The organism is Gemella haemolysans ATCC 10379 (assembly GCF_000173915.1).
In the GTDB taxonomy this organism is placed as follows: domain Bacteria; phylum Bacillota; class Bacilli; order Staphylococcales; family Gemellaceae; genus Gemella; species Gemella haemolysans.
This window is the reverse complement of sequence record NZ_ACDZ02000013.1, coordinates 1-21,262: the sequence shown is the minus strand read 5'-3', so window position 1 is coordinate 21,262 and position 21,262 is coordinate 1. Positions and strand designations below refer to the sequence as shown.

At 30.2% G+C, this 21,262-nt stretch carries 19 protein-coding genes, 6 tRNA genes and 1 pseudogene; all 26 read left to right on the top strand.

Annotated elements, in window-relative coordinates; all coding sequences use genetic code 11:
- Window positions 1–156 precede the first annotated feature (156 nt).
- Window positions 157–579 (top strand): cell division protein SepF, encoded by a 423-nt coding sequence (locus GEMHA0001_RS05370; protein WP_003144784.1) that lies wholly within the window; start codon window positions 157–159, stop codon window positions 577–579.
- A 2-nt stretch (window positions 580–581) separates the two neighbouring features.
- Window positions 582–863, top strand: a complete 282-nt coding sequence (locus GEMHA0001_RS05365; protein ID WP_003144763.1) for a YggT family protein — start codon at window positions 582–584, stop codon at window positions 861–863.
- 4 nt (window positions 864–867) lie between these two features.
- The gene (locus GEMHA0001_RS05360) at window positions 868–1,638 is read left to right on the top strand and encodes a YlmH family RNA-binding protein (RefSeq protein WP_003144752.1); all 771 of its coding nucleotides are present in this window, start codon (window positions 868–870) and stop codon (window positions 1,636–1,638) included.
- A gap of 250 nt (window positions 1,639–1,888) precedes the next feature.
- Window positions 1,889–2,773 (top strand): phosphate/phosphite/phosphonate ABC transporter substrate-binding protein, encoded by an 885-nt coding sequence (locus GEMHA0001_RS05355; RefSeq protein WP_003144796.1) that lies wholly within the window; start codon window positions 1,889–1,891, stop codon window positions 2,771–2,773.
- A 387-nt stretch (window positions 2,774–3,160) separates the two neighbouring features.
- Complete coding sequence (locus GEMHA0001_RS05350; RefSeq protein ID WP_003144840.1) at window positions 3,161–4,045, top strand: phosphate/phosphite/phosphonate ABC transporter substrate-binding protein; 885 nt, start codon at window positions 3,161–3,163, stop codon at window positions 4,043–4,045.
- Window positions 4,046–4,225: 180 nt separating this feature from the next.
- Window positions 4,226–4,299, top strand: a tRNA-Asn gene (locus GEMHA0001_RS05345).
- A gap of 2 nt (window positions 4,300–4,301) precedes the next feature.
- Window positions 4,302–4,389, top strand: a tRNA-Ser gene (locus GEMHA0001_RS05340).
- A gap of 9 nt (window positions 4,390–4,398) precedes the next feature.
- A tRNA-Glu gene (locus tag GEMHA0001_RS05335) sits at window positions 4,399–4,473 on the top strand.
- A 30-nt stretch (window positions 4,474–4,503) separates the two neighbouring features.
- Window positions 4,504–4,579: transfer RNA gene (locus GEMHA0001_RS05330), tRNA-Asp, on the top strand.
- Window positions 4,580–4,584: 5 nt separating this feature from the next.
- Window positions 4,585–4,657: transfer RNA gene (locus GEMHA0001_RS05325), tRNA-Phe, on the top strand.
- Between the two features lie 27 nt (window positions 4,658–4,684).
- A tRNA-His gene (locus tag GEMHA0001_RS05320) sits at window positions 4,685–4,760 on the top strand.
- A gap of 160 nt (window positions 4,761–4,920) precedes the next feature.
- Window positions 4,921–5,268, top strand: coding sequence for a DUF6568 family protein (locus GEMHA0001_RS05315; protein WP_003144753.1), 348 nt, complete (start codon window positions 4,921–4,923; stop codon window positions 5,266–5,268).
- A gap of 217 nt (window positions 5,269–5,485) precedes the next feature.
- Window positions 5,486–6,223, top strand: a complete 738-nt coding sequence (gene phnC / locus GEMHA0001_RS05310; protein WP_003144782.1) for a phosphonate ABC transporter ATP-binding protein — start codon at window positions 5,486–5,488, stop codon at window positions 6,221–6,223.
- Window positions 6,198–7,757, top strand: coding sequence for a PhnE/PtxC family ABC transporter permease (locus GEMHA0001_RS05305; protein WP_040464416.1), 1,560 nt, complete (start codon window positions 6,198–6,200; stop codon window positions 7,755–7,757). Before phnC ends, GEMHA0001_RS05305 begins: the two co-directional genes overlap by 26 nt.
- 31 nt (window positions 7,758–7,788) lie before the next feature.
- Entirely contained in the window at window positions 7,789–8,298 is a 510-nt protein-coding gene (gene rimM, locus GEMHA0001_RS05300; RefSeq protein ID WP_003144818.1) for a ribosome maturation factor RimM, read from the top strand.
- Window positions 8,298–9,028: pseudogene (trmD, locus tag GEMHA0001_RS05295) on the top strand (tRNA (guanosine(37)-N1)-methyltransferase TrmD). Before rimM ends, trmD begins: the two are co-directional and overlap by 1 nt.
- Before the next feature lie 81 nt (window positions 9,029–9,109).
- Window positions 9,110–10,318: a 30S ribosomal protein S1 gene (gene rpsA / locus GEMHA0001_RS05290; protein ID WP_003144771.1), complete on the top strand. Its 1,209-nt coding sequence runs from the start codon at window positions 9,110–9,112 to the stop codon at window positions 10,316–10,318.
- Between the two features lie 156 nt (window positions 10,319–10,474).
- Window positions 10,475–11,782 (top strand): ribosome biogenesis GTPase Der, encoded by a 1,308-nt coding sequence (der, locus tag GEMHA0001_RS05285; protein ID WP_003144767.1) that lies wholly within the window; start codon window positions 10,475–10,477, stop codon window positions 11,780–11,782.
- Between the two features lie 242 nt (window positions 11,783–12,024).
- Entirely contained in the window at window positions 12,025–12,750 is a 726-nt protein-coding gene (locus GEMHA0001_RS05280) for a zinc metallopeptidase (protein ID WP_003144833.1), read from the top strand.
- A gap of 223 nt (window positions 12,751–12,973) precedes the next feature.
- Window positions 12,974–13,339 carry a holo-ACP synthase gene (gene acpS, locus GEMHA0001_RS05275; RefSeq protein WP_003144788.1) on the top strand — a complete coding sequence of 122 codons (366 nt, stop codon included), beginning with the start codon at window positions 12,974–12,976 and terminating at the stop codon, window positions 13,337–13,339.
- On the top strand, window positions 13,332–14,447 hold the full coding sequence (gene alr / locus GEMHA0001_RS05270) for an alanine racemase (protein WP_003144768.1): 1,116 nt from the start codon (window positions 13,332–13,334) through the stop codon (window positions 14,445–14,447). Before acpS ends, alr begins: the two co-directional genes overlap by 8 nt.
- A gap of 14 nt (window positions 14,448–14,461) precedes the next feature.
- Entirely contained in the window at window positions 14,462–16,630 is a 2,169-nt protein-coding gene (locus GEMHA0001_RS05265) for a Tex family protein (RefSeq protein WP_003144832.1), read from the top strand.
- Window positions 16,631–16,641: 11 nt separating this feature from the next.
- Window positions 16,642–18,510 (top strand): acyltransferase family protein, encoded by a 1,869-nt coding sequence (locus GEMHA0001_RS05260; protein WP_003144759.1) that lies wholly within the window; start codon window positions 16,642–16,644, stop codon window positions 18,508–18,510.
- A gap of 263 nt (window positions 18,511–18,773) precedes the next feature.
- Window positions 18,774–20,237: a glutamate--tRNA ligase gene (gene gltX / locus GEMHA0001_RS05255; RefSeq protein ID WP_003144807.1), complete on the top strand. Its 1,464-nt coding sequence runs from the start codon at window positions 18,774–18,776 to the stop codon at window positions 20,235–20,237.
- Window positions 20,238–20,496: 259 nt separating this feature from the next.
- The gene (gene rplM / locus GEMHA0001_RS05250) at window positions 20,497–20,934 is read left to right on the top strand and encodes a 50S ribosomal protein L13 (protein WP_003144827.1); all 438 of its coding nucleotides are present in this window, start codon (window positions 20,497–20,499) and stop codon (window positions 20,932–20,934) included.
- Window positions 20,935–20,953: 19 nt separating this feature from the next.
- The coding region (gene rpsI, locus GEMHA0001_RS05245) for a 30S ribosomal protein S9 (protein WP_003144786.1) at window positions 20,954–21,262 on the top strand (309 nt) is incomplete at its 3' end.

Here is a 21,262-nt window from a genome sequence, read left to right as displayed (position 1 = left end):
TTGAAATTTATTGATTTTTGTCGGGAAACCAAACAAGCTTTAACGAAAATTAGAATTTTAAACTTTTGTAAGTGTTTTTTGTCATATTACTTTATAAATTACTGCTTACATGCTATAATGATATAGTTAAATATAAGTAAGTTGAGGTTTGAGAATATGAGTATGATGAAAAAATTCAATAATCTTTTTGTTGGAGAAGAGGATTTTGAAGAAGAAGTAGTAGAAAAAAGTGAAGTAAGGCAAGAACAACCTAAGCCAAGACCGGTGAAAAAGGAGAATCCAGTGGTAAGTAAACAAAACGTACAAAGTCAACCCGCAGGAAGAACTAATAATGTAATACTAACTGAACCATTAGTATTTGCGGATAGTAAAGATATCGTGGATGATATTAAACGTAATAAAGTAGTAATTATCAACTTAAGTAAGTTGGATATTGAGACTTCTGATAGACTTTTAGATTTTATTTCTGGAGGGATTTATGCACTAGGTGCTAGACTAAAAACTATTGGTGAAGATATTTATTTATGTGTTCCTAATGGTGTTGAAGTTTCAGGAGACTTTTACGAAGGAGAGTATTAATATTGTTAAATATAACGGAGTATTTTTGGGTATATAAATTCGTAAAATATTTATTTAATTTTTATGAATACAGTATGTTAGCGTATATTTTAACTTCATGGTTTCCTCAAATTAAAAATAATTTTATTGTAGAGTTTTTAGAGGCGATTTGTGAACCATATCTAAAAATCTTCAGAAAGATTATTCCACCATTTGGAATGTTAGATATATCACCAATTGCAGCTCTTGTAGTGCTTAGTGTTATAGAAAACCTAATAATAGCACTATTATTTAAGTTATCTTAATGCTATGAAGAACATAAATTTTTTACAACAAGCGCCTGCTGAGCAAAGAGAAGTAGCTGAAAAATTACTACAAAGTATTAGTTTTGTGGAAAATCGTAATACCGTTACAAAATTCCTAACGAATTTTGAACAAATTGTTCTTAGTCAAATAGTTGCGTATAACTATAGTGATTTTAAAGTTGAATTTTTTGGTGGTTTTGATGATGCTGAAAGAAAAAAAGCTAAGATTATTTCTAATGAATATTATGATGTAGATTATGATATTGTTTGTTTAAAAGCAAAGTTTAATAACAAATTTAATAGAGTAGAACATAGAAATATTCTAGGAGCGGTTCATAATCTTGGAATTAATTTTAATAGATTTGGGGATATAATTGTTATAGAAAATGAGGTTTATATTTTTGTTGATGAAGAAATTGCAGATTACATAGCAATGGAATTCACAAAAGCCGGAAGAGTAAATCTTGATTTTCAAAGAGTTGATCTCGCAGAAGTAGGAATAGAAAAAAAATATGAAGACTTTGAAATAGTTAGTTCATCATTTCGAATTGATTCCATAGTTGCTAAGATTACAAATAAATCTCGAAGTAAGGTAAAAGAGTTTTTAGAACAAGACTTTATTAAACTAAATCATGTCGTTCTAAGAAATGGAGAGAAGACGTGTACATCAGAAGATACAATATCTATACGAAAGTATGGAAGATTTGTAGTTAAGGGATACACTCAAAATAAAAAAAGTTTAAAATATAGAATAACAATTTCAAAATTAGTTTAACTAAAAATTTTAAAATAATATCCACTGTGGAACAGGTAATTATATTTGTTTCATAGTGGACTTTTCTATATTAAAATACGCTTTTTGAAATAATATATATGAAAAAAGTGTGAAATTCAGTGATAAAAGGATTTAAAAGGATATTATATGTCTCTATTTTTTTATTTTTTTGTTGAAATACGAATATTATATTTTACTATATGAAAATATATGATATACTCATAGTATAAAAAAATAAGAGGTGAGTAAAATGAAAAAAATATTTTTAGCTATTTTTTCTGTTGTCTTATTATTTTCTTTAATAGGTTGTTCACAAAAAAGTTCAACTAAAGAAGAAAAGATTTTAAAACTTGGAGTAGTACCTAGTAGTAATAGTGAAAAATTGGTTGACGATTTAGAACCATTTGCAAAAGCTTTAGGAGAAAAACTAGGAATGAAGGTAGAAGTTTTTACAGCAAGTAGTTATATTGGTGTTATAGAAGGAATAGGAAGCGGTAGTGTTGATTTTGGTTTAGTTCCACCATTTTCTGCTGTTCTTTCAAATAAACAAAGTAATACTAAAAATATACTAGTAGGAACGAGTAGAACTGGTAAACCTGGATACTATGCTGAAATCTTTGTGAGAAAAGATTCAAATATAAAAAGTTTAGCTGATTTAAAAGGTAAAAAAGTAGCTTTTGTTGATCCATCTTCAGCATCGGGTTATATTTATGCTGGAGCGATGTTAAAAGATGCAGGTATTGATTTAGAAAAAGATATTAAGTACCAATTTAGCGGTGGCCATGACAAGAGTATGCAATTATTATTAAATAAAGATGTAGATGCTATTGCTAGTTATGAAAATCTTATAAAAAAATATATAAAAGAATTTCCTACGTTAAATGAAGATATACATCCTATTTCCAAAAGTGAGTTAATCCCAGGTGTAACTGTAGTTGCTTCTAATAATCTAGATGAAGGTATGAGAAATAAAATAAAACAAGCTTTATTAGAAGTTCAAAAGGATAAAGAAGCACTAAAAATAATAACTGATCTTTATAATATAATTGGTTTTGAGGAACCAGATGAAAACTCATATAAAGCAATTGAGAAAATATCAGAAAAGATGAATATAGATTTAAATAAAGTTAAATAAAAAACTAAATTGAAAAGAGTTTAATTAATTCTAGTAGGAATTAATTAACGAAATCGTAATGAAAGTTTGATATTTCAAAATTATTTAATTTTTATATAAAATAAAATTTAAAAACAAGATAAATTCCCAAAGTAACTTCCACTCAAAAAATTGGAAGCTATACTTTGGGGATTTTTTGAAAGGAATGAAAAAAAGTAATGACAAATAAATCTGAAAATCACTATTCTCGGACTAAATTCTATTTTTTTATTTGAACAGAAATTTACTATTGGTATTAATACCTATTTTTTATTTCTAATTTATGAGCGTTTTCATTTTTATTATATACTTTTTGTGTTATACTCTATGGTATAAAAACAAAATATATACAAATATGAGGTAGGTAAAATGAAAAAAATATTAATAACTATTTTTTCTTTTCTATTGGTATTTTCTTTAATTGGTTGTTCTCAAAAAAGTACAACAAAAGAAGAAAAAGTGTTGAAATTAGGTGTAGTGCCTAGTAGTAATAGCGAAAAGCTAGTAGATGACTTGACGCCGTTTGCTAAAGCACTGGGTGATAAATTAGGCATGAAGGTAGAAGTATTTACTGCAAGTAGCTATATAGGGGTTATAGAAGGAATAGGTAGTGGAAGCGTAGACTTCGGACTAGTTCCACCATTTTCAGCTGTCCTTTCTAATAAACAAAGTAATACAAAAAATCTCCTTGTAGGTAGAAGTACAAGTGGCAAACCAGGATACTTTGCAGAAGTCTTTGTAAGAAAAGATTCTGATATAAAAAGTATTGCTGATCTAAAAGGTAAGAAAATTGCTTTTGTTGATCCATCTTCAGCTTCAGGTTATATTTACGCAGGGGCAATGCTAAAAGATGCTGGTATTGATTTAGAAAAAGATATTAAATACCAATTTAGTGGTGGACATGATAAAAGTTTACAATTATTACTAAATAAAGATGTAGATGCTGTAGCAAGCTATGAAAATGTAATAAGAAAATATACTAAAGAATTTCCTACATTAAAAGAAGATGTTAAAGTTATAGCTAAGAGTGAATTGATTCCAGGTGTAACAGTAGTAGCATCTAATAATCTTGATGAAGAAACTCAGAAAAAAGTAAAACAAGCTTTACTAGAGATTCAAAATGATAAAGAAACAATTCAAATTTTAACAAATTTATTTAGCATTACAGGATTTGAAGAACCAAATAATGATGCATATAAAGCTATTGAGAAAATCTCTGAAAAAATGAACATTGACTTAAATAAAGTTAAATAAAAGGGATATTTCATATAGAGATTAGATATAAAAAAGTAGCTATAAAATGTGAAAAATCAACGTTTGTTAGGTAAATAACATTATAAAATTGAAAATAATAAAAAAAGTTATACAAAAGTATTGACATTATGTTAATACTTTTGTATAATAAATATTGTTCGTTAGGAACACAAATATTTATCCACAGTAGCTCAGTTGGTAGTAGCATCTGACTGTTAATCAGAGGGTCGCAGGTTCGAGTCCTGCCTGTGGAGTTGGAGTAGTACTCAAGAGGCTGAAGAGGCGCCCCTGCTAAGGGTGTAGGTCGGGAAACCGGCGCGAGGGTTCAAATCCCTCCTGCTCCGTTTTTTATTGGCCCGTTGGTCAAGTGGTTAAGACACCGCCCTTTCACGGCGGTAACACGGGTTCGAATCCCGTACGGGTCACCATTTGAAATAATACATTGAGAATAAGAGTTAGGTCCCGTGGTGTAGCGGTTATCACGCCTGCCTGTCACGCAGGAGATCGCGGGTTCGATTCCCGTCGGGACCGCCATTTTTGCCTTGATAGCTCAGTTGGTAGAGCAATGGATTGAAGCTCCATGTGTCGGCAGTTCGACTCTGTCTCAAGGCATTTTTTTTATTTAAACTTAATATTTTGGCGGTTGTGGCGAAGTGGTTAACGCATCGGATTGTGGTTCCGACATTCGGGGGTTCGATTCCCCTCAGCCGCCCCATTTTTTTGAATTAAAGTAGAGAAGTAGTGTAAGTTTACATTACTTCTTTTTTTATTTGTAAAGCTACAATTCATATTTGTTTACTTTTGTAAGCAAAATATTAGCATATTTATAAAAAGAGGAGTAAAATAGTAACTATAAAATATTAGGAGATTAAAAAATGGAAAAAACATTCGAACAACACTTAGAAAACTTTAAAGTTATTGATTCAAAAACTGCATTAGAAAAAATTGAATCAAAAGAAAAATTTGTATTATTTATTGGGAGATCTTCATGCCCATTTTGTAGAAGATTTATGCCAAAATTAAGTGAAGTAGTTGTTTCTAATAAAGTAGAAGCATTCTTCCTTAACTCTGAAGATTTCTCAGATGCATCAGGTATTGAATCATTACGTGCAAAATACTCTGTAAGAACTGTACCAGGTTTATTAGTAGCTGAAGCAGGAGAAGTTAAAGTTGTATGTGATTCTAGTTTATCTGTTGAAGAAATTACTACTTTTATTAAATAATGATCAAACTCGTCTACTTTACGTAGGCGAGTTTATTATTTTGGCTTTATATTTTAAGATTTTTCTTATAAAAGTTAAAAGCTTAAGTAAAAGGAAAAAAGTAAAATCAAAATACTGAAAAATTCTATTTTAAATGATATAATAGTAATTATAAAATTTTACTAATCATATAGATTATTTAATTTTATAGTTCATTACAAAATAATGAGGTGATAGTATGGAGAGTAAAAAGTTAGAAGTAAAAAATCTAATTTTTAATTATGGTGGAAAAAACATTTTAAACGATATATCATTTGAAGTTCCTAAGGGTGATTTTATCGCTATTGTAGGAAAAAGTGGAGCCGGGAAATCGACTTTATTGCGTTGTTTGAACTTGTTAAATAAACCTCAGTCTGGAGAGATAAATATAGCAAGCGAAAATATAGTGCAGTTTAATAGATCAAGGTTAAAACACATTAGAAGAGATATTGCTTTTATATTTCAAGATTATAATGTACTTGATAATTTATATACTGTTGAAAATGTTTTAACACCTTATTTAGTAAAAAAATCTATCTTGGATCTTTTAATGGGATATACAAAAAAAGAATATAATGAAGGTGTTAAATTCTTAAAGCAAGTTGGATTAGAGGATGAGGCTTTTAAAAAATCTAAGTATTTATCAGGTGGTCAAAAACAAAGGGTTGCTATTGCTAAAGCATTGGCTCAAAACCCAAAGATTTTACTAGCTGATGAACCTGTAAGTAGCTTGGATGAGAAAAATACGACACTCATAATGGATACATTTAAAAAATTAAATGAAGAAAATGGAATAACAGTGCTTATAAATCTTCACGATGTTAATCTAGCGAAAAAATATAGTACAAAGATTTTAGGATTAAAGGACGGAAAAGTTTTATTTTATAAAGATTCTGAGAAGGTGACTAAAGATGAATTTGAAGAACTTTATAATTAAAAAATCTATAACGAAGTTAGCTTCGTTGTCTTTTATTGTTTTGATTATTTTTATTGCATATAGCCAATATGATACAAAAACTTTTTCATTAGGATTTAAAAGGATACAGAATCTGCTTGGACGCATGTATCCTGTAGATTTTTCTATTTTACCTGAATTGAAACAACCGATAATAGAAACAATTAACATTGCTCTATTTTCATCTATATTAGCTTTATGCACAACATTAATATTATTACCAATACTAACTAATGTGTTATTTAAACTTAAGATTATTCCTAAGATATTTAGTGCGGTATTCTCTATTTTCAGAACAATGCCATTTCTAATAATTGCCGCTATCTTAGTAAGTTTATTCAGTACAGGAGTATTTAGTGGTTTTGTGAGTATATATTTAATAAATATTCTAACATCAGCTAAGTTATTGAAAGAATATGCTGAAGAGGTCGAGATAAAACAGTTAGAAGCTATGGAATCATTGGGAGCTTCGAAATTTATTATTTATAAGAATGCTATTTTATCTAATCTTAAGCCCCAAGTTATCTCTGTATACTTTTTAACTTTAGAATCAAGTATCCGTGGAGCAAGTGTCTTAGGATTAGTTGGAGCAGGTGGAATAGGTCAAAGATTATGGCAAGAGCTAAATCACTTAAGATATGATAGAGTTTCTATAATAATTATTACTCTTGTTATATTAATCTTCGTAATTGATTTAGTGAGTTATTATTTTAGAAATTTACAGAATACCTCTCAGTTAACTTTTGAAAAGTTTTTACTAAGAAGAAATGTAGTAAAATTTGGTATTCCTCTTATTATTGTAGGGAGTATTTTATACGTTACTAATTTCATTAATATTTCACATGAGAGATTTATCATAGGATTAAAACAGTTAAATGTACTGGCTAGAGGAATAATAAATCCTGATTTAGCGTATGTTCCAAAAATGCTTAGTGAGCTTTTTGTAAGTATAGAAATTGCACTTAGTGCCACGATTTTTGCTGCGGTGACAGCTATATTTACATCGTATTTATCATCGGTGAATCTTTTTGGTAAGAATAAAGCATTAGGTGTAAAAGTCGTTATCAATATCTTAAGAACATTTCCACCAATCATAGTGGCATTAATATTTTTTAGAGGATTTGGTCCTGGTGCAATTAGTAGTTTCTTTGCATTATATATTTATACAGTTGGTGTTATGACGAAAATGTATAATGAGGTCTTAGAAGGAATAAATAACAATGTATTACTGATGACAAAAAGTCTAGGACTTGGAAGTTTTATTAGTTATGTTAAAATTATATTTAATGGATACTTCCCTGAATTCGTTACTATAGTTTTATATAGATTTGAATCAAATATCAAAAATTCAACTATTTTAGGTATGGTTGGTGCAGGTGGTATTGGACATTTACTTGTAAATAATATAGAATATAGAAATTGGAATAGAATTTCAACATTATTAATTGGTTTATCGTTATCGATAATTATTATAGAAAATATCTCATATTTTATCAGAATGAGAGTAAAAAAATAATTAAAGAAAATATTAAAACAAGGAGAAATAGATGCGTCTAAAAGTAGGAAAAATTGTTAATACTCATTCTTTGAAAGGAGAGGTGAAAGTAATTTCATCAACTGATTTTGAAGAACAACGTTTTAAAAAGGGTAGTGAATTATTAATAACTAGAGGAAATCAAGTTGTTAAAGAAGTAGTTGTAGAGAGCTACAGAACACATAAAAATAATCTTCTAGTAAAATTTGTAGGGATTGATACAATAGAAGAAGCAGAAAAATTTAAAAATCTACAAATCAAAATCGATTCTGATAATATAGGAGAACTTGAGGAAAATGAGTTTTATTTCCATGAGATTATCGGTTGCAAGGTGTTTGATGAAAACAACAAAATACTAGGTGAGATAGCTGAGATCCTTACTCCTGGTGCAAATGATGTGTGGGTAATAAAAGCAGAAACTGGTAAAGAAATTTTAATACCTTACATTGAAGATGTGGTTAAAAAAATAGATGTTACTAATAAAAGAATTGATATCGAAGTTATGGAAGGATTAATTGACTAATGAAGATTGATATTTTAACGCTCTTCCCAAATATGTTTGATTCATTAAATCATTCAATCTTAGGAAAAGCAAAAGATAATAAGTTATTAGATATAAATATAGTCGATTACCGTAAATTTTCTGGTAATAAACATAACCAAGTAGACGATTACCCATTCGGTGGAGGTCAGGGGATGGTATTAAAACCAGAACCGATATTTAATGCTGTTGAGAGTTTAGATAAAACAGATAAAACACGAATAATTTTACTTTGTCCACAAGGTGAGAGATTTAGTCAGAAAAAAGCAGAGGAACTTTCTGAAGAAGAGCACTTGATTTTTATCTGTGGTCACTATGAAGGTTATGATGAAAGAATTAGAGAGTTCTTAGTAACTGATGAACTATCGATTGGTGATTTCATCTTAACAGGTGGAGAATTTGCAGCGATGACGATGGTTGATAGTATAGCACGTCTTGTTCCTGATGTACTAGGTAAAGAAGAATCTCACAAAGATGATTCATTCTCTACTGGATTATTAGAATATCCTCAATATACGAGACCAAAGGACTATAAAGGAATGATAGTTCCTGATGTGTTGACAAGTGGTCACCATAAAAACATAGAAACTTACAGAAAAAAGAAAGTTTACGAAGAACGCTAACTAGACGACCAGATCTACTGGAAAACTATGAATTAAGTAAAGAAGAAGCCAAATTACTTGATGAAATAAAAAAAGAATTAAAAAATTAACATAAAATAAATGACATAACTGTATTTTTGATGTATAATATTAATATAGTATGTATTGTAAGCACAGGAGGATTAGAAGTAATGACAACTTCATTTGAGGAATTATTAAATAGCTCAGAAATGCTGAAAAAAGGAGACAAAGTAACTGGTACAGTATCTAAAATCGATAACGATAAAGTATACGTTGATGTAGCAGGAGCTCAATATGATTGTGTAATTTTACGTAACCAAATTACTAGAAAACCATTTGAAAACATTGAAGACGTATTATCAGTTGGTGATGAAGTAGAAGCTCAAGTAACTGGTATTAGAGCAGATCGTGAAAAAAGATCAGAAGATGTACCTGGTGTAATCTACTTATCACACAAAATTTTAGAAAATGCTGAATATAAAAAATTAATGGAATTATCATGGGCTGGAATTATTGAAAAATTCGAAAACGGAGAATTAATTCAAGCAACAGTTTCTGGACAAACTAAAGGTGGATTATTAGCTGACGTAGAAGGATTACGTGCATTTATCCCAGGTTCATATATTGACACTAAATTCAGAAAAGACTTATCTAAATTTGTAGGAAATGAATACACATTCAAAATCGAAGAAGTAGATAAATCTAAAAACAAAATTATCTTAAACAGACGTGTAATTTTAGAAGAAGAAAAAGCTAAAAAACTAGCTGAAGTATACGGAAACATTAATGAAGGTGATGTAATTGAAGGTAAAGTTAGTCGTATTACTGACTTTGGTGCATTCGTTAACATCGGTGAAGTTGATGGATTATTACACATCTCAGAAATCTCTCATGCTCGTGTAGAGAAAGTTGCTGATGTATTATCAGTTGGAGACACTATTAAAGTTGCAGTTATCGCTGTAGATAAAGAAAATGAAAAAGTTTCACTTTCAGCTAAAACTTTATTACCAACACAATGGGAAGTAGCTCGTGCTACAATTAAAGCTGGAGATGCATTAGAAGGTGTTGTTCGTAACACAACTGCATTTGGAGCATTTGTTGAAGTATTACCAGATGTTGAAGGATTAGTTCACATTTCTCAAATTTCTCACGAAAGAGTTACAAACGTAGAAGACGTTCTTAAAAAAGGTGATAAAGTAAATGTAAAAGTTTTAGAATTTGATTTCGAAAACGAAAGATTATCTTTATCAATCAAAGAACTTTTAGAAAAACCAGTTAAAGAAGAAGTTAAGGAAGAAGTTGAATATGATACTTCTTACTTAAAAGATGGAGATACTTCATTCAATCTAGGGGACAAATTTAAAGATATCGAACTTTAATTTGAAAAAATAAAGAAATAAAGGCAGTAGATAAGCTTGTCTATTGCTTTTATTTTTTAGGTAGAAATAGATAGTGGAGTGTAGTTAAAATATAGTTTTTAACTATCAAACTTTGCTATTTTAACTAAAAATATTTAAAGATATGGAGGTAAAAACATGGCAAAACCAACAGTTGCGATAATAGGTAGACCAAACGTCGGTAAATCTACAATTTTCAATAAAATTATTGGTGATAGACTATCTATTGTAGAAGACGTAGCAGGTGTTACTCGTGATAGAATATACTCAAAAGCAGAATGGTTAAATTACTCATTCTTTATGATAGATACTGGAGGAATTGAATTAGAAGATACTCCTTTCCAAAAACAAATCAGAGCACAAGCTGAGCTAGCAATCGACGAAGCAGATGTTATTATTTTCTTAACAAATGGTCGTGATGGAGTAACTAGTGATGATGAAGAAGTTGCTAGATTACTTTATAAAACAGATAAACCAGTTGTATTAGCAGTAAATAAAATTGATAACTTTGATATGAATCATATGATTTATGATTTCTATTCATTAGGATTTGGAGATCCATTCCCAATTTCTGGATCTCACGGACTAGGTATCGGTGATTTACTTGATGAAGTTTGTAAAAACTTTAAAGTTTTAGAAGAAGAGGAAGAAGATGACAAAATTAGATTCTCTCTTATCGGTCGTCCTAATGTAGGTAAATCTAGTTTAATTAATACGATTTTAGGTGAAGAACGTGTTATTGCATCTGATATCGCTGGTACTACACGTGATGCAATCGATACTGATTTCAAGCACAATGGAGATGAATATGTAGTAATCGATACAGCTGGTATTAGAAAACGTGGTAAAGTATATGAAAGCTGTGAGAAGTATTCTGTACTTCGTTCTCTTAAAGCTATTGAACGATCAGATGTCGTCTTAGTAGTTCTTAATGCTGAGGAAGGTATTATTGAACAAGATAAGAAAGTTGCAGGATATGCACACGAATCTGGAAAAGGTGTAATTATCGTTGTTAATAAATGGGATGCAATTGCAAAAGATGATAAGACTATGAAAGAATTTGATGAAAAAATTCGTGATAGTTTTGCTTACTTAGATTATGCTAAAATTATCTATGTTTCAGCAAAAACAAAACAACGTGTATTTAACATCTTCCCATTAATTAAAGAATCATATGAAAATAGACAACGTCGTGTTCAAAGTTCAACACTTAATGAAATTGTTGTTGATGCTGTTTCTATGAATCCAACACCTCAAGATAAAGGTAAGAGACTTAATATTTTCTATGCATCGCAAGTTGCTATTAATCCACCGACATTCGTGTTCTTCGTGAATTATCCAGAACTTATGCACTTCTCTTATGAGAGGTTTTTAGAAAATAGAATCCGTGATTCATTCAATTTTGAAGGAACACCGATAAAACTAATAGCAAGACAAAGAAACTAATAGTAAGAATTTAAATTTATGGTACGATCTAGAAGTAAGTTAACTTTTAGATCGTATTTTTATGTTGAAAATTAAAGTATAAATTAGGTAATATATTGAAAAAATAGTGAAAATCCAATGAAAATTAATAAAAAATAATAATATGAATTAACAATGGTAAAATTTAGTCAAAATACTAGCAAATAATTTTAGAACGTGGTATAATTCTTCTTATATACTTTACTAATTAGGAGGTAATCTATATGCCATTAGGATATTATGGAATGTCAGGAAGTTATATACTTTACTTTTTACTAATTATGCTAATCCCTTTGTGGGCTCAATTCAAAGTAAAAAGAACATACGAAAGATATAAAAAAGTAAGAACAAAATCAGGATTAACTGGAAAAGAAGTTGCAGAAATTATAATGCAAGCGAATGGAATAACAGGTGTTAGAGTAGTAAGAGGTGAAGTTGAATTATCAGATCACTATGATCCAACTAATAACATTGTAGTACTTTCACCTATAGTTCATGATCAACCAACAGTTGCTTCTGTAGCGATTGCAGCTCACGAAATTGGTCACGTAATTCAAGATAAAGTAGCAGACTACAAACCAATGAGATGGAGACACTCATTAGTACCGTTAGCTAATCTTGGAGGAAACCTATCAACAATTCTTATTATGGTAGGATTCTTATTAACAGGATTAATTGGTCAATTCGGTTATACTGTTGCTTGGGTTGGAGTAGGATTCATGCTATTTGCAGTATTATTCCAAGTAGTAACATTACCAGTTGAGTTCGATGCTTCAAAACGAGCATTAGAACAAGTGGTTGATTTAAACATTGTAGACGATCAAGAACACAGACACTGTCGTAAAGTTTTAACAGCAGCAGCTTTAACTTATGTTGCAGCAGCAGTTGTAGCTTTAATGGAGATGTTAAGATTCGTCTTCATATTACTAAATAGTAATAATAGAAATTAATAAATATAAGATTGTCAATGAAAATTGGCAATCTTTTTTTGTTAAATTGGTGTAATATTTTACAAAATATGCATTAAACGATAAATTTAATTATAGTGAAGAGTGTTTTGACAGAGTGCAAAACTTATGTAAATAATAAAGCTGAGTAACAAGCTAATATTTCTTTCATAATATCTATATTAGTGATATAATATTGTAAGACTATATAATGAAGAGGTAAAAAATGATTTACGGAATCGGTTGTGATATCGTCGATATTCATCGCTTTGAAAAATATGTTGATGATAAAAAACGACTTGAAAAATTATATACAGAAAGTGAATTAAATGAATTTTACAAAATAACTAATCATAGAAGAAAAATGGAGTTTCTGGCTGGACGCTTCGCTGTAAAGGAGGCTACTTCAAAAGCTTTAGGAGTTGGGATTTCCAAAGATTTTTCTTTTCATGATGTAGAAGTAAAAAAAGATGATAGAGGGAAACCTTATATTGAATATAAAGACTTTATAACACATTTAACGATGAGCCATACTGATTCAACGGTTGTGGCATTTGTTATTTTAGAGAAGAGGGATATGAATAATGATTAATGATAGGCCAACAGAATTAAGAGTAGACTTAAATGCGATACTTAATAATTATAATAAGTTAACTGCACTTAATAATAAAAAAACCGGTATAGCAATAGTAAAAGCTGATTCTTACGGATTAGGCGCAAGAGCAATAGCAAATCATCTATACAAAAATGGTGTTAGACATTTTGCAACAGCTACATTAGAAGAAGCATTAGAATTAAAAGATGTAATTTTTGATAGTATGGTTCTTGTATTAGGAGTAACAAATCCTCAAAATGTAAAATACGCTGTAGAAAACAATGTATCATTAACATGTCCATCTAAAGTATGGTTAGAAAAATGTCTAGAAGAGATGGAGACTATCAAAGGGAAATTAAAAATTCATGTTAAGATTGAAACGGGAATGGGACGTATCGGTACTTCTGATAAAGAAGAATTAGTTAAAATTGATAAGCTACTTTCATCTGAGAAAATTGATTTTGAGGGGATCTTCTCGCATTATTCTAATGCTGATGGTAGTGATAATAATTATGATGATTATCAAACTAAAAACTTCGATGAAAGATTAAAACTATTTACCCATAAACCAAAATACATTCATATTGGAAATTCAGCTAGCACAGTAAAATATAGTGACAGACAAGATCAGTATAATATGACTAGACTAGGGATTTCACTTTATGGATGTTATCCAAGTGAAAATATTGAAAAATTAGACAAGATTAAACTAGAGCCTGTAGTTTCATTAGTAAGTAAGATAACGCATGTTAAGAAATTTTTAAAAGGTGAAAAACTAGGATATGGCGTTAGTTATGAAGCAAAACAGGATGAATATATTGCAACAGTGCCTATCGGTTATGCTGACGGTATTTTAAGGCGAGCTCAAGGATTTAAGATTAAAGTTGGGACAGAAGACTGTGAGATAGTAGGACGTGTTTGCATGGATCAACTTATGGTACGTTGTAGTGAAAATATAAAAGTAGGAGACGATGTTCTAATTTTTGGAGAGAATAATGGCCAAAAAATATCAGTCGATGATTTCGCTACATTTCAAGATACAATAAGTTATGAAATATTCTGTTGTATAAATAAACGTGTTCCAAGAGTTTATTATAAAAAATAAAATGGAGTTATAATATGTACGAGAAAATTATGAAAAACTTAGCAACTAAGTTAAAAATACAAGATAAGTATATAGTAAATGTATTAAACTTATTAGAAGAAGGAAATACAATTGCTTTTATCGCAAGGTATAGAAAAGAATTAACAAATTCTCTAGATGAAGTTGCTATTAAACAAATTCAAGATGAATTTAATTATTTAAAATCACTTGAAGAAAGAAAAGAAGAAGTAATTAGATTAATTTCAGAAAAAGGTCTACTTACTGATGAGCTAAAAAAAGATATTTTAGCTCAAGAAAAATTACAAAGGGTAGAAGATTTATATCGTCCTTTTAAAGAGAAAAAACGTACTAAGGCAACGATAGCTAAAGAAAAAGGATTAGAGAAACTGGCTAACTATATTATGAAACTTCCAAAATCTTTAGAAGATTTGAATAAAGAAGCTGCTAAGTATATAAATGCTGAAAAAGAGGTTAATACGGCTGAAGAAGCAATTAACTATGCATTAGATATTATCGCAGAAAATATTTCTGATAGTGCAAAATATCGTGAGTATGTACTTGAAAACACTAGAAAATTCGGTCAAATTACTTCAGCACTTAAAAAAGGTGGAGAAGAAAAAGACGAAAATTCTACTTATAAAAACTACTATGAGTTTGGAGAACAAATTTCAAAAATTGCTTCGCATAGAATTCTTGCTCTAAATAGAGCGGAAAAAGAAGGAATAATTCGTGTAAGTATCGAAAATGATAAAGATAGATTACACAATTATATACTACGTGGTTTAACAAAAAATCGTCAAACAGCGATTAGCAACTTACTACTAGAATGTATTGCTGATAGTATGAAGAGATTAATCTATCCATCAATTGAAAGAGAGATTCGTAGTGATTTAACGAAAAAAGCTGAGGAAGATTCTGTTGTCATTTTCTCAGAAAATTTAAAACAACTATTAATGCAAAGTCCGCTTAAAAACAAAAAAGTTTTAGGAATAGACCCTGCATTTAGAACAGGTTGTAAGATGGCAATTGTTGATGAATATGGTAATTTTATAGATAAAATGGTTATCTATCCGCATAAACCAGCTTCAGCAGATAAGCAAGAAAAATCTAAAAAAGATTTAATTAAATTTATTAATAAACACAATATTAATTTAATAGCTATAGGTAATGGTACTGCTTCTCGTGAAACTGAGAAATTTGTAGTAGATAACTTAAAAGAAGCGGGATTAAAAATTGACTATGTTATTGTAAATGAAGCGGGAGCTAGTGTGTACTCAGCTAGTGAAGTAGCACGTGAAGAATTCCCAGACTTTAATGTAGAAGAAAGAAGTGCTGTATCTATAGCGAGACGTATTCAAGATCCATTAAGTGAACTTGTAAAAATTGACCCTAAATCAATCGGTGTAGGTCAATACCAACACGATATTACTCCTAAGTTTTTAGAAAAAGAGCTTACTTTTGTAGTTGAAACTGCGGTTAACAAAGTAGGGGTAAATGTTAATACGGCATCTGTTTCACTACTATCATATGTTTCTGGTGTTAATAAGCAAATAGCTAAGAATATTGTAGCTTATCGTCAAGAAAATGGAAAAATAGAAACAATTAAAGAAATTGCTAAAGTACCAAGATTAGGTAAAAAAACATATGAGCAATGTGTAGGATTCTTTAGAATACCTGATAGTAAAAATATTTTTGATGCTACAGGTATTCACCCAGAAAGTTATAAAGCAGCAGAGAATTTATTAAAAGAGTTAAAACTATCAACTAAAGAAGTAGGAACAGATGAGTTTACTACTACAATAGATGGTGTAGATAAAAAAGCCCTAGCAGAAAAAATTGGTGTAGGTCTTGAAACGTTAGAAGATATAATTAAAGATTTAAAACAACCTCTGCGAGACGAACGTGAATCATTTGCTAAGCCGTTGTTAAAATCTGATATTCTAACTATAGATGACCTTCAGATTGGTGTTAAATTAGCGGGAACTGTTCGAAATATAACACAGTTCGGAGCATTTATCGACATCGGTTTAAAACAAGATGCGATGGTACATATTTCAAAAATTAGTAAAAATTATATAAAAAACCCACTTGATGTTCTTAGTGTAGGGCAAATTGTTGATGTTTATGTTATAGATGTAGACAAACAAAGAGGCCGTGTTGCACTAGCGATGTTTAAAGATTAAAGGAGGTAAAAATGAGTAATAACAAATCAAAATACCTTCCAAGTATAGATAGCTTGAGGGCATTGGCTGTATTAGCCGTTATTATTTATCACGTTGACGTAAATTACCTACCGGGTGGATTTTTAGGGGTAGATTTATTTTTTGTTTTATCGGGATATTTAATTAGTTCATTAATTATTAAAGAATATAGAAAGACTGGTAGCTTAAATTTATATAATTTCTATATTAGAAGGGCTAGACGTTTGTTACCGGCTGTTTACTTTATGATAACAGTAGGGTTAGTGGTAATGGTACTTTTCAATGAAGTACTGCTTCGTAAGAGTCACCTTGATGCAATATTTGGTTATATATATTCAAGTAACTGGTGGTATATTTTCCATAAACTAGATTATTTTGATAGCTTCGGTGCGCAAAGCCCGTTCAAACATCTTTGGTCTTTAGCAATAGAAGAGCAATTTTATATGATTTTCCCATTGCTATTCTTATTAGTTAATAGAAAGAAAAAATCAAAAGACGGAACCTATAAATTAAATAAGAACTTTTTATATGTTGTTCTAGGATTAATATTAGTATCATTAATAGCTCATATTCTTTTATTTGATATAAACAATATCAGTAGAATATATTTCGGTACTGATACTCGAGCATTTTCTCTACTTGTAGGAGTTGTAGGAGCAATATTATATCCTATGGAGAGATTACATGCTAAGGTAACTCCGCAACAGAACATGATATACAGCGTGGTTTCACTAGTTTCTATCGCTACTTTAATAACAGTAATGATTTATACATCTGAGTATAACACATTGCTATATAGAGGTGGATTCCTATTAGTAGCTATATTAGGATTGATAGTTATAATAAGTAGTGGGAAACAACATACACTAATGTCAAGATTATTATCATTCAAACCTGTAGTGTTTATTGGTAAGATATCATACAGTTTATACTTATGGCATTTCCCAGTATTAGTATTAACGACACCGGTATCAGAAATAGGAAATCCAAATATTATCTTTGTAATATTACGAGTAATTCTAACATTTATTTTAGCTACAGCTAGTTATGTGTTTGTAGAAACTCCTATTAGAAAATTAGGATTCAAAAACTATATAAATATTATATTCAAAAAACTGAAAAAACGTCCTAGAAAATCTAAAAAAGTCTATGCAGGTGTTGTTGGACTAGTTTCAATATTATTCTTAATGGGTATTTTCGGAAAAAGTGTTCCATTTATTTCTACAGCTTTTGTAAAAGAGATGGAAGCAAATAAAGAAACTCAGTTTGTAAATAACGGGAACAATAAAGATAATAACCAAGAAAAATCTAGTGATTCTAATAAAGATAACAAAGATAACAAAGATAACAAAGAAGATAAAAAAAATTCTGATAAAAAATATAGTTCAGTACTAGTTATGGGTGATTCATTAACTGTAGACATTGGAGAAAAATTCCAAGAACTCTATTCAGGAGCTGTCATCGATGGGAAAATTGGTCGTCAATTATATGTAGCAGTAGAAGAGGCGAAAAGCTATTCTAAATACAATAATGAAAATTCAGCGGTAATCTTCCAGTTAGGAACTAATGGTCCATTTACAGAAAGTCAAATTGAAGAATTAGTAAAAGAGTTTGATAAAGCAGATATTTACTTCGTCAATATTAAAGTACCAAGAGCTTGGGAAAAAACGGTAAATACAGCATTAAAAGAAATACAAGAAAAACACTCAAATGTTAAACTTATTGACTGGTATTCAGTAGCAAATAGTACTAAAGATTTATTTGAGCCAGATAGAGTTCACCTAAATCAAGCAGGTATAGCTGAAATGGTAACATTAATAGAGAAAAACTTAAAACGCCCAGTGGAAATTAAAGCAAATTAAAGAATGATACAGAGAACTAAGTAGTAGGGAAATGCTATTTAGTTCTTTATTTTGGTTGTATAATAAATCCGGTGCATGGAAAAATTCCAGTAATACAACCATTTTTCTAAGATAAAGTGTTAATCTATACATTTGTCATAGAAATAATAAAATTATAGTATCAATTCTTCTTGAAATGTTTAACTTTCGTTGAAATATCAATATAGTTTGTGATATAATATCTTAGTATTATAATTTATAGAATAATAAAAAAGGAGATAACTATGACAAAAGTAAGAGTAAGATATGCACCATCTCCAACAGGAAATTTACATATCGGTAATGCAAGAACTGCATTATTTAATTACCTTTTTGCTAAACACAACGATGGAGATTTCGTATTAAGAATTGAAGATACGGACTTCAAACGTAACAAAGAAGAAGGTGAACGTAGCCAACTTAAATATATGAACTGGTTAGGTTTAGATTATGATGAAGGTATTGGAAAAGAAAAAGAATTCGGTCCATACCGTCAATCTGAGAGAATCGATATTTATCAAAAATATGCTGATCAACTTATCGCAGAAGATAAAGCTTATAAATGTTACATGACTGCGGAAGAATTAGAAGCTGAAAGAGAAGAGCAAATCGCTAACGGATTACCACCACGTTATAGTGGAAAACACGCTAACTTAACAAAAGAAGAGCAAGAAGCTTTTGAAAAAGAAGGTAGAAAACCAGCTATCCGTATCCGTGTTCCTCAAGACAGAACATATAAATTTGATGATATGGTTAAAGGTGAATTATCATTCGAAGGGCATGACTTCGGAGATTTCGTAATCATTAAAAATGATGGAGTAGCAACGTACAACTTCGCTGTTGTTATCGATGACTACTTAATGAAAATTTCTCACGTATTACGTGGGGACGACCACGTTTCTAATACACCAAAACAACTTGTTGTATATGAAGCATTAGGATTTGAACCACCAAGATTTGGTCACATGACTCTAATCGTAAATGAAAACAAGAAAAAATTATCTAAACGTGATGAAAGTATCATCCAATTCATCGAACAATATGATGAATTAGGATACCTTCCAGAAGCATTATTTAACTTCATCGCTTTATTAGGATGGTCTCCAGAAGGTGAACAAGAAATCTTCTCTAAAGAAGAATTTGTAAAAATCTTCGATGAAAAACGTCTAAGTAAATCACCTGCGTTCTTCGATAATAATAAACTTACTTGGATTAACAACCAGTACATCAAAGCTCAACCTTTAGAAAGAATCGTAGACTTATCATTACCGTTCTTCATTAAAGAAGGTGTAGCAACAGCTGAAGAAGTAGAAGCTAATAAAGTATGGTTTGAAAAATTAATTTCATTATACCAACCACAAATGAGTTATGGAGCTGAAATAGTTGAGTTAACAAAACAATTCTTCGTTGAAGATGTTAAATTTGATGAAGAAGAGTTAGAAATTCTAAAACAAGAAACAACAGCAACAGTATTCGAAGATTTCTTAACAAAAGTTGAAGAAGTGGAAGAATTCACAGCTGATAACATTAAAGATTTAATCAAATCAATTCAAAAAGATACAGGAGTAAAAGGTAAAAACTTATTTATGCCAATCCGTATCGCATCAACTGGATCAATGCATGGTCCAGAATTAAACACAAGCTTAGAGCTACTTGGTAAAGAACGTGTAGCTGCTAGAGTAAAAGCTGCATTAGAAACAATTAAATAGTATAAATTAAGAAAAAAAATAACGAAAGATTAAGGGTGAAATGAATCAGAACTACTAAATTTTAGAGTAACCCTTAATTTTATTTTTTCGAGGTAAAAAAAGATATAGAAATATATATAAAAGTAAAGAAAATATCTTGACATTTATCTTCAAATAAGGTATTATTACTTATGATATTGTTTATATATCTTCACGAGTAAGCCCCGGAAAACTTAGTCGTTATGACAGATTAAAAACAACATCTAGGAGGAAAAAAGACATGCGTCAAACATATATGGCAAAGCCATCAACTGTAGAAAAAAAATGGTATGTAATCGATGCTGAAGGACAAACTTTAGGTCGCTTATCATCAGAGGTAGCTTCAATTTTAAGAGGGAAACACAAACCTACTTATACACCACACATCGATACTGGGGATAATGTTATCATTATCAACGCTGAGAAAATTGTGTTAACTGGTAAAAAATTAACTGATAAAATTTACCGTCGTCACACAATGCACCCAGGTGGGTTAAAAGAAAGAACTGCTGGATTAATGGTAGAAAAATATCCAGAAGAACTTTTAGAACTATCTATCAAAGGTATGTTACCAAAAAATACTTTAGGTAGAGCTCAAGGAATGAAACTTCACGTTTACCGTGGAGCTGAACACCCACACGCAGCACAAAAACCAGAAAAATACGAATTACGTGGATAATATAGGAGGAAATAATTAAATGGCACAAGTAGAATATCGCGGTACAGGACGCCGTAAAAGCTCAGTAGCACGTGTAAGATTAGTACCTGGAACAGGGAAAGTTGTTATCAACAATAGAGAAATGCGTGAATACTTACCATTAGAATCATTAGTATTAGATTTAATGCAACCTTTAGAAGTTACATCTACTACAGGTAACTATGACGTTTTAGTTAACGTTAACGGTGGAGGATACACAGGACAAGCTCAAGCAATCCGTCACGGAATTGCACGTGCTTTACTAGAAGTAAACCCAGAATACCGTAAAGACTTAAAACCAGTAGGATTA